Origin of the sequence: Prevotella conceptionensis 9403948 (assembly GCF_000312305.1) — a bacterium.
Taxonomy (GTDB): domain Bacteria; phylum Bacteroidota; class Bacteroidia; order Bacteroidales; family Bacteroidaceae; genus Prevotella; species Prevotella conceptionensis.
Genome location: NZ_HE999453.1, coordinates 67,815 through 77,903, shown reverse-complemented (window position 1 = coordinate 77,903; position 10,089 = coordinate 67,815). Strand labels below are relative to the sequence as shown.

The 10,089-nt window shown below is 46.8% G+C and carries 6 protein-coding genes, 1 other RNA gene and 1 pseudogene; 4 read left to right on the top strand and 4 right to left on the bottom strand.

All coding sequences use genetic code 11. The features are described 5' to 3' along the window. From BN93_RS13975 to BN93_RS13965, 3 genes and pseudogenes are all read left to right on the top strand, one after another. A pseudogene (locus BN93_RS13975) lies at window positions 1-544 on the top strand (SusC/RagA family TonB-linked outer membrane protein); the annotation flags it as partial. A gap of 15 nt (window positions 545-559) precedes the next feature. Next, entirely contained in the window at window positions 560-2,632 is a 2,073-nt protein-coding gene (locus BN93_RS13970; protein WP_019188944.1) for a RagB/SusD family nutrient uptake outer membrane protein, read from the top strand. 23 nt (window positions 2,633-2,655) lie between these two features. After that, entirely contained in the window at window positions 2,656-3,678 is a 1,023-nt protein-coding gene (locus BN93_RS13965) for a DUF4973 domain-containing protein (RefSeq protein WP_044260953.1), read from the top strand. Between the two features lie 1,783 nt (window positions 3,679-5,461). Here BN93_RS13965 and ssrA read toward each other — a convergent pair. Further along, window positions 5,462-5,862, bottom strand: a transfer-messenger RNA (tmRNA) gene (gene ssrA, locus BN93_RS17080). A gap of 207 nt (window positions 5,863-6,069) precedes the next feature. On the opposite strand from ssrA, the gene BN93_RS13960 reads away from it, so the two are divergent. Further along, the gene (locus BN93_RS13960) at window positions 6,070-6,825 is read left to right on the top strand and encodes a glycosyltransferase family 2 protein (protein WP_019188942.1); all 756 of its coding nucleotides are present in this window, start codon (window positions 6,070-6,072) and stop codon (window positions 6,823-6,825) included. A gap of 45 nt (window positions 6,826-6,870) precedes the next feature. On the opposite strand, the gene BN93_RS13955 is transcribed toward BN93_RS13960, so the two are convergent. The 3 genes from BN93_RS13955 to BN93_RS13945 are packed head-to-tail and all read right to left on the bottom strand — an operon-like array spanning window position 6,871 to window position 9,984. Then, the gene (locus tag BN93_RS13955; RefSeq protein ID WP_019188941.1) at window positions 6,871-8,088 is read right to left on the bottom strand and encodes a glycosyltransferase; all 1,218 of its coding nucleotides are present in this window, start codon (window positions 8,086-8,088) and stop codon (window positions 6,871-6,873) included. After that, window positions 8,085-8,879, bottom strand: a complete 795-nt coding sequence (locus BN93_RS13950; protein ID WP_019188940.1) for a polysaccharide deacetylase family protein — start codon at window positions 8,877-8,879, stop codon at window positions 8,085-8,087. The genes BN93_RS13955 and BN93_RS13950 overlap by 4 nt, the downstream gene beginning before the upstream one ends. Further along, entirely contained in the window at window positions 8,869-9,984 is a 1,116-nt protein-coding gene (locus tag BN93_RS13945) for a glycosyltransferase family 4 protein (protein WP_044260928.1), read from the bottom strand. Before BN93_RS13945 ends, BN93_RS13950 begins: the two co-directional genes overlap by 11 nt. Between the last annotated feature and the right edge of the window lie 105 nt (window positions 9,985-10,089).

The following is a 10,089-nucleotide window of genomic DNA, read 5'->3' as shown; positions in this document are numbered from 1 at the left end:
TGGCGACCGCGTGGCCATAGGTGCAACCAGCACCCCTAGCCTCATCTACGGGCTTGGAGCCTCTATTAGCTGGCGCGGTTTCGACTTTAACTTCCACTTCCAAGGAGCTGGCAAATACACGTTCCTCATCAACGGCGGTACGGTTAACGCCTTCAGCAATGGCCGCTGGGGAAATATCCTTAAAGGAATAACCGACAACCGATGGATTTCATCAGACATTTCGGGCACCAAGGAAACAGAAAATCCCAATGCCCCCTACCCCCGTTTGAGCTACGGCAGCAATAGTAACAACGAGCAGGCATCTACCTTCTGGTTACGCAACGGCCGTTTCTTGCGCCTCAAAAACCTCGACATTGGCTACACAATGCCCAAACCCTGGGTCAACGCCATACACTTGGAGAGCGCACGAATCTACATTTCGGGGCAAAACCTCATCACGTGGTCGGCCTTCGACCTTTGGGATCCCGAACTCGACAGCAGCAGGCGAGGCGAAGAATACCCCATCACTCGTTCGTTTACGGCAGGCATACAAATTAGTTTATAACCACAGACATACAACATGAAACGTAAAAATATTGCCCTGATAACGTTGGCGTTGGGCATCGGAATACTCTTTTCCGCTTGCAACGACTATCTGGACTCCGACAAATACTTTGAGGACCGTACCACGATTGAAAAGGTCTTCACCAGCAGAATACGCTCCCAACAATGGCTTGCCTACGCCTATTCGTTCTTGAAAGACGAGAACGCCGACGTTGTTGGCAAGGAGAAAGAAACCAATTCGTTTACCTTCGCCGACGACATGTACTATGGCGACCGCGACGTTAACTACGACTCAAAGGAGGCTGACGAGCTTTCGTACAACACGTTCATGCAAGGCGAATACGACGAAAACGACTTTAACCAAGGCTGGACAATGTGTTACAAGGGCATTTATCAGGCCTCAGTGTTCATCGCCAACATTTACAGGAACACCGAAATGACCGAAAAAGAACGGCTCGACTTTAAAGGGCAGGCACGTTTTGTGCGCGCTTACTTCTATTGGCTGTTGCTCCGCCGTTACGGTCCTGTGCCAATCATGCCTGACGAAGGCGTTGATTACACCCTTAGTTACGAACAGATAGCCACGCCGCGCAGCTCGTACGAAGAGGTGGCCAACTATATTAGCCGCGAAATGGTGCAAGCCGCCAAGGAAATACAATACACTAGGCGCGACGGCGAAAACATCGCACGCCCCACAAAGGGTGCTTGCCTGGCTACACGTGCCCTTGCATTGGCTTTCGCTGCCAGTCCGTTGGCCAACGGTAACACCGATGCCTATGCCAAACAGTTGGTAGACGACAAAGGCCGGACATTGCTCAACACCGACTATCAAGAAGAGAAATGGGCGCGCGCCGCCGCTGCCTGCAAAGACGTTATGCAGCTTGGTGTGTACGACCTCTATCACGCCTCGTTCAGCACAACAGATGCAGCGGGCGACCCTGCCACCATCGTGCCTGCCGACTCCACTTGCCAATTTGCCCAAAGCGACTGGCCAACGGGCTGGAAAAACATCGACCCCTTCAAGTCTTACCGTGTTTTGTTCAACGGAGACGTTGCTCCAGAAGACAATCCCGAACTGATATTCTCGCGTATAGACCAAAATGCCACACGCATAAACCACAGCATGATGTCGTTTGCACGCCATTCCATGCCTCGCGACTTTGGCGGATGGAACACACATGGCCTTACCCAGAAGATGGTAGACGCCTATTATATGAACGACGGCACCGACTGTCCTGGCAAAGACAGCGAGCTGAACGGCGGGAACGGTGCTGAACGCCTCAAAGGATTTACCACTGCACGCGACTATCGCCGCGGAAAATACAAGCCATCGGCCGCCAACGTGTCGTTGCAATATGCCAACCGCGAACCGCGTTTCTACGCCTCGGTGGGCTATAACGGCTCTGTTTGGGAGTATTTGGGCGACCCCGAAAACACCCACCACAACCGCCAAACCTTCTATTATCGCGGTAGTGGCAACGGCTACAACAACTCGCAGTTCTACCTCCGCACGGGTATCAGCGTGAAAAAGTACGTCAATCCCACCGACGTTCCCGACCGCGAAGACTATAAGAACATCAAGAACAGGGCTGAACCCGCCATTCGCTATGCCGACATACTATTGCTCTACGCCGAGGCACTCAACGAACTTGATGGCACATACACCATCCCATCGTGGGACGAAAGCACCACTTACAACGTTCGCCGCGACATTGCCGAGATACAAAAAGGCATACACCCCATACGCATACGCGGCGGAGTGCCCGACTATTCGACAGACGTCTATGCCAACAAAGACCTCTTGCGTGCCAAGATTAAACGCGAACGCATGATTGAATTCATGGGCGAGGGCAAGCGTTACTTCGACCTGCGCCGTTGGAAAGACGCGCCACGAGAACTGAACCAACGCATTTATGGCTGCAACGTAATGATGGATGCCAACCACGCAGCAGAGTTCCAGCAGGTTATCCCCATCAACAACCTGCGCAGCACATTCTCAGACAAGATGTACTTTTGGCCCATCCGCCACAGCGAACTGAAACATAACTCGCGCCTGACACAGAACCCAGGATGGACCTACAACGATTAACCTACCCTTTAAGTGACAAGAAAATGAAAGTAATACATCTTCCGATATATGCGGCGATGCTCGCAAGCGCACTCGCCACGCTTACCGCCTGTAACGACGAATGGAAAGAAGAGCAATACACGCAGTACGTTAGTTTCCGCGCACCGCTTGGCAAATTGGGCGTTACCAATGTTTATGTGCCTTACAGCAGGCGCAATGTCGACAAGACTTTTGTCGAGGGTAGCGGACTCTCATCGTATAAACTACCCGTAATCGTTAGCGGTTCGCTGCAAAACAAGAACAATATCACCGTTCATGTTGCACACGATGGCGACACGCTTAACGTGCTAAACCAAGCCCGTTTCTTAAATCGCACCGAACTGTGGTACACCGACATGAAGGATTATGCCACTGTTCCAGAGACAACGACCATCCCATCGGGCGAGAACGTGGGGCTGCTTAACATAAAATTCAACTTCAACGGCATCGACATGAGCAACAAATGGGTATTGCCGCTTACCATCGTAAACGGCGAAAACTATGGCTACACCGCCCATCCACGTAAGAACTATGCCAAGGCACTGCTCCGCATCTTCCCCTTTAACGACTATTCGGGCGACTATTCGGGCAGTACGATGAAGATTTTCGTTACAGGCGACGAGGCTAACGCCACCGCTAAATCTATCATTCGCGGATATGTGGTGGACGATAAGACCATCTTTTTCTACGCAGGCGACATAGACGAGAGCCGCACAGACCGTGCCAAGTACAAGGTCTTTGCTCGTTTTAACGGCGAAAAGGAAGGCACGGTAGACTTCTATACCACCAACAACGACCTGAAATTAAAGGTGAACAAGCAGGCCTCGTTTCACATTATCGAGCAAAAAGACGATGTGAAGCCTTATCTCGTGCACCGCTACGTTATCATCAACAACATTAGTTACGATTACGTAGACTACACCTCGGCTCCTGGAACAGAGTTTAATTGGTCTGTTAGCGGCACGCTCACACTAGAACGACAGATAAATACACAAATACCCGACGAGGACCAAGCCATCGAATGGTAACGTTCCTAGTTGCCTAAACACATTAAGGCGTGTCTTATCAACCGCACGCCTCAACACAGACCCAATCTGTTAAGGCAGGTTCTAAAAATTACCTCCACTGGATTTTTAGGCTCTATCTGTGCAGATTTCTATTACTTCTTGATGAAACATAGTGAACTATGCGACTGAAAGGGTAAGCGGAAGATGCCAGATAAAGGCAAAAAGACCGTGAAGAGCGAACTAAAAAAGGAGAAAAGACGTAAGCGTGGAATTTTTAGAACAGGCCGTAAATCTTTCTTAACCTCCCAGCTCTCTTAAAAATAAAATGGTTGATTGTTGTTATAGTAGTAGTCAGAAAGCCATGCTTTATCTCTCAATGGGATGTAAGCATGGCTTTCCCTTTCTCCCCTCCCCTCTCCCCTATTGCCTATAAGCAATGTCTTGCAAGATGTATTAGTGGTGGACGAGTGGACAAGTTAACTTGTTAACTGGTCAACCGGTCAACCTTATATCATGTAATATTTTCGGCAAGATTTTTAACATTATGAGTGCCATCTTTGTCCACCAAACGCCTACCTTGTCTCAAAAAATCGATTCCCGCGACGGTTGGTTTTGATGCAAAAAGGGGTAGCGAGTGAATGCTGACAAAATGAATGTTTATTACAAAAAGCTGACTTTTGCGCCAGATTTTGGGCTATTTGATGCTAAATACCGTGCAATATGCCGCTAAACGCAGTGCATTTTGGTGCCAAACGCAGTGCGTTTTGGTGCTAAATGCAAGGCGTTTTGGTGCTAAATGCAGTGCAAAATGCCGCTAAATGCGAGACGAAAAGCATAAAAATGCACTGCTATTGTATAAATAAAACCCTTTAGAGCCATTAAAAACATGGCTGAAAGGGGCAATACAACCGTCAAAAAGTGGGTTTTTAGGGGTTAAAAGTGGGTAATTGGACTTGGAAAATTACGAATTGGCAGCCAATCTAGAAAGGCAAAATGGTGCAAAATGCAGGTTTTACGCTTAAAAACAGACAAAACAAAAGACGTGAAAGGCTAGAAATAGCGGCTAATTGCCAGTTTAGAAACCATTATTTTCGCTAGAATGGGATGGCAGCCAGGAGGTGTTTTGTAAAATATAAATACCTATTTTAACAAAAACAAATCGCAAGAAAAAGATTAAGCCCCCAAATGGGTTGTTAGGACTTATGCAGATTTTGTGTATTGCGGAGCATATTGTCTGGCTTATTCTTGAAGGCATAGCGGGCTACGTTAAGAGAATAAGACAGGCAAAATGCCGACAAGCAAACGAAAGATGAGCAGGAAGCGATGCAAACGACCTTGAAATAATTGGTAAGCGGCCCAACGAGCGATTGGGATTGAAAGATAGTTGTTAATGCCCAATTAAGGTTCCATCCAAGAAAACTTAGCGGCTAATCAATGGAATTAAGCCGTGTAGCCAAGGCTAAAAAACATTTAGCACAACAATAGTTGAACGGCGATAGCGTTTAGGGCAATAACGGCACACCCACTAACTATCGGCAGAACCATTGTTTGCCACCGCTAATTTTCCGCTGAGCCGTTTTTAGTAGAAAAATATAGTAAATAAAGGTATTACATGAGATTTCAGGTCTATATTTGCATATAACCCGAACTTTGAAGTTTCTTAGCACCCACCTTAAACGAGCAAACGCCCACCCCATTTATGGAGTGAGCGTTTGTTTAACTTTTGTTTTGCTGGGCTGCAATGGGCAAATATGCCGTTTTCACCCAAGCGTTACTTGCGTTTTTGCCCTAAGAAAGGGAAATGTTGTGGAGCTGGTGGGATTCGAACCCACGTCCAAACAGGGAAACCATACGCTTTCTACACGCTTATTCCAGCCTTCGGTTTTCGTGCATTGGCAAGACCTGGACCACCAACCAATGCCTTATCCCCTAAAATTTCATTCGGCGAGCGGGGCCACGCCAAACTATTTCCGATTTCTCTGCACCGCTATATCAGCTGGCTTCGGAACAACAGCCTCTGAGCGATGTCTCGTTCCATCACCTAGTGACGGAATAAAGCCCAAAACCTACTATACTTCGGTTAGGCAGCGAGAGCGTAATTTCTTTCGCCAATTAAATTGTCGATAACTGGGATTATGGAGCCAGCCACCTACGCTCCGCGTGCTTACATACCATTTCATCCCGCTGTCAAATCCAGTCAACCCCGATTTTGTTTGCCCATAATTAGCTTGCATATTTTTGTATACAGCTACTTATTGGGGCGTGGCGAAATGCCATGAATTAGTTTGCAAATTTACACATTATTATTTATACGTGCAAGTTTTGGGGCTTTTTTCACAACTTTTGTGCATTCGCCATAGTATAATGCAATAAGATGGCTTGTACTTCGTTTATGCAAATGACTATAAGACTATGAAAGTAACGGTAATTACAGTGGCCTTCAACAGTGCTGCAACTATTGCAGACTGTATGCAATCGGTGTTAGACCAAACCCATCCTGACATCGAATACATTATTGTTGACGGGCAATCGAACGACAACACCATCGACATTATCCGCGAGTTTGAACCAAAGTTTACGAACAGGCTGCGCTGGGTGAGTGAGAAAGACAATGGGATATACGATGCCATGAACAAAGGTTTGCGCATGGCCACGGGCGAGGTGGTGGGTGTTTTGAACTCGGACGATTTCTTTACGACGACAGATGTGGTGGAGCAAGTGGCGCAAGCGTTTTCCGACTCTATGCTAGATGCCGTTTATGGCGACGTGCATTTCGTTCGCGAACCCGACTTAACGCATAGCGTGCGGCATTATTCATCGGCAGGTTTTCGCCCCTGGTGGCTACGCTTTGGGCTTATGCCAGCCCATCCCTCGTTCTATGCGCGTAAGGAGATGTTTCAGAAAGCAGGCCTGTATAAGACCGATTATAAGATTGGTGGTGACTTTGAGATGATGGTTAGGCTTTTTAAGCGGTTCAACATTAGGGCGAAATACTTGAACATAGACTTTGTTACGATGCGCACAGGTGGCGCTAGTACGAAGAATATGGGTAGCCGACTAACCCTATTGCGCGAGGACACACGTGCATGTAGGGAGAACGGTATATATACCCACCCAATTTTTATCTGCCTTAAATACTTTTATAAGGTGTTGGAATATAGGTTTTAACGTTCCTCCTTAATTGATGGGGCAATTATTGTTGCTTTGTTGCACCTATTTCAAGATTTTGGAATATAATTCGAGGTATTCGGAAAAGCGTTCTTCCTTATTGAAATGTCGAACGATGCGCTGCCGACAAGCATCCTCGAAAGTTGTGTCAGGCTGTTGGCATAGGCGCTCTATCTCGATGGCAGCTGTTTGTATGTCACCTTTTTCTATTACTAAGCCAGTACCAGCTGTAACCGTTTCAGAACTTCCACCTGTATTGTAAGTAACGACAGGTGTTCCACATGCCATTGCCTCAAGGTTGGTTGTAGGAAAGGTATCTTCCCAAGTTGGGTTAAAATAAACGCTGGCAACAGAATAGAGTGAACAGAGTTCGTGTAGGTTATCAGTGCGGCTAATGCCTACAATACCTGCTCGGGCCGCTAATTTTTGCTCTTGCTTGGTCAGGCCCACAAGAACAATACGGATGGATGGGGGCAAGAGTGATGCGAGTTGAAGAAAGTCGGGCAAACCTTTTCGGTACCAGTTGGAGGCAATCCCCAAAACGATGGCACAATGTGCAGGGATGCCATACTTCTCTTTAATCCAGCTTACTTCCGTCTGCTTGCTAAAAACATTCGTATCAATACCATTATATATAAGGCGTGTGGGTGTATGCTTGAAAAACGACTGCTGTAACTGGCGTTGTAGCCACTGGCTTACGGGAACGAGTGTAAGGCGGTTGAGGGAAAGGAAAGTATCTTTTTTCTGTTCGAAGTTGCGATACGAGCGGTCTAACAGCAAACTCTTAGGATATGCGCCTTTTTGCGGACATTCCGCACAATGCGTTTTCCATTTCTCACACCCAATAAACTCGTAGTGGGCACAATGGCCAGTAAAGCTCCAACAGTCGTGTAGAGTCCACACCACGGGGATGTCGTGTTGGCGTAGGTATTGAAAAAGTAGCGGATAATTGAGGTAATAGCCATGTATGTTGTGCAAGTGTACGATGTCGGGGTTGACGTTTCCGACAAATTGCAGTAACGACTTTGTAGCCTTCTGGGACACTAAGCCGTGGTTGTCGAGCAGCCTAGAGGCTATCCCATGACGCATTTCATCCCAGCTGCTCCCCACATGGAAGAGATTGGATGTGCTAGGATTGGCCCACCGTCCGTATGCGATGTAACTTTGCCAGCCTTGCTTGATAGCCGCCTGCCCTATACCCTCGGCTATTTTACCATGCGACCCCCAATTGGCGGTGATGTTAATTTGCAACAGCTTTTTCATTCGTAGGTTTTATTACAACTGATGAAATAGTTAAGATGTTTAATGGGCCAAAAAGGCTCGAAGTGCCTGCGATTGAGAACTTTCCCGTTAAAAGAGAAATAATGTTTGTAATCGGATTGCGAGAAAACATACTTATAAGCTTTACAGGCGATGTCTATCGACCGCTGATTAGCGTGCGTAAGCTTTCCATAAGGAAAGGCAAAGTAGTTGCAGGGCTGTTGCAATTGTTGCTCTATCACTGTTTTGCAGGCTACGATTTGGTGACGGAGCGTGTCTTCATCGTCGGTGTTAATCATATAATGGTCCAAGGTGTGTGCCCCTATAATATGTCCGCGGTTGGCCAATTCGCTTAGATGCGACCAACGCATAGGTTGTTTTCCCTCGGTAAGCACCGTGTGGTTGTTGAAGTGCTCGATGTAAGCGTCGTCTCCCTCCACATAATTTGGATTGACAAAGAAGAGAGCATTTACACCAAACTCTTCCAAAAGAGGAGCGAAAAGGTCGTAACACTCCATAAAACCATCGTCGAACGTGAAAGCCACCAATGGTTTGTCGGGACATTCTTTGCGCATAATTCTCTCAACGGCGTCTTCTATTCGAATGAAAGTTACGTTACGCGACAAGTTGTCCAGTAAGTTCCGAAAAGTGTCAGGTTCTTTTTCGGCCGCTATTCTGTGGCCGTTTAAGATGTGGATACCTGGGGCGGGAGTTGCCCAGGCACCAAGAACGTTAAGTATTTCTTCTCGGACAACGCCACGCAGACGTTGGTATAGGGTGGAGTTATGTTTCATTTAGCACTTTTCTAATTACTTCCGTTTGATAATGAATATTCCATTTACGGTCGATTTCGTCAAAAGCCTTCCGTCTAGTTTGCTCTCGTTTGTCTACGTCTGCACATATCCAATATTCTATTTCCTGTTTCAGGCTCTTGGCATTGCCCTGTTCGAAGAACGTTCCCGTTTCGCCTTGACGTATGGCCTCGAACTCCGGCATTTGGTAAGCGAAGTTGTTATGAGTAACAACGGGACATCCAAACGTAAGCGCATGAATGGCTGTAAGGCCTACATTGCCAGGCGAAACGCAGACTTGGGCATTGTAGAACAATTGCCCAAGCACCTCGTCGTCATAACAAGGGCCATACATCCAAACGTTATCAGCCACGTTCTTATCTTTGGCATACTGGTCGATGTTAACTTGTTCAACGTCTTTACCAACAAAGACAATGTTGACTGGGCGGCCTTCTTCCTTAAATGCCGCAGCGCAATCTACAAGCAATTCCAGTCTTTTTAATTTCTGAATTCTTCCGCAATAGATAATGGTGGGATTGTCGTTTAGAAAATGTTGGCGGTAGATGTCGCTACAAGCAAGTTGTTCTCGTATGGCACGTTCTTTGTCCGAATCCATCGAATTGGCGATGCAATACATCTTACGCCTGGGTATTCCTTCTTTCTGCATCAGGGCAATGGCGTATTCGCTGTAAACCATCAACGCGGAATGCAAGGAGAAAAAGAGCTTTTTTACCAGTCTTTTTATTCTTCCCTCCCTGCCATACCATCCATGCGTCCATGCAATGGTTTTCTTTCGGGTAAGCTTGGCCAACAACAATATTGCCCACGAGGAAAGACAGAAGGGCTCGCCATCAATGATGTAATAACGGTAGGGCTTAAAAAGCAACCTTACCGAACCACGTTGCCAATAGAAGGGACCGAAATAAACGTTTTTCAATGTTTGGCGATAGCCTTCCAGCTTGGTATAATCGAACTTCTTTATTGGTGTTGCAACTTTGTTGCCCAAGTAAAAATGGCACGCAAAATTTTTCGCCATCGCACTGAAGACGGGGAAACGGTAGTGTGAACCAATGTTTGTAATAAGGCAAAGCGGTTTGGAAGTATCCATCTGTTAACTTGTTGTATTCAGAACTTGTTATACGTATAAAGTCACTGTTATCGGTGATTTCATTTAAAGGTTTGTCGGCTGCTCATACTTTGGGGCAATTTCTAT

Excerpts from the sequence above, each read along its gene's own strand:
- BN93_RS13970 (WP_019188944.1), top strand. The coding sequence starts at position 560 with ATGAAACGTAAAAATATTGCCCTGATAACGTTGGCGTTGGGCATCGGA.
- BN93_RS13965 (WP_044260953.1), top strand. The coding sequence starts at position 2,656 with ATGAAAGTAATACATCTTCCGATATATGCGGCGATGCTCGCAAGCGCA.
- BN93_RS13950 (WP_019188940.1), bottom strand. The coding sequence starts at position 8,879 with ATGAAACATAACTCCACCCTATACCAACGTCTGCGTGGCGTTGTCCGA.
- BN93_RS13960 (WP_019188942.1), top strand. The coding sequence starts at position 6,070 with ATGAAAGTAACGGTAATTACAGTGGCCTTCAACAGTGCTGCAACTATT.
- BN93_RS13945 (WP_044260928.1), bottom strand. The coding sequence starts at position 9,984 with ATGGATACTTCCAAACCGCTTTGCCTTATTACAAACATTGGTTCACAC.
- BN93_RS13955 (WP_019188941.1), bottom strand. The coding sequence starts at position 8,088 with ATGAAAAAGCTGTTGCAAATTAACATCACCGCCAATTGGGGGTCGCAT.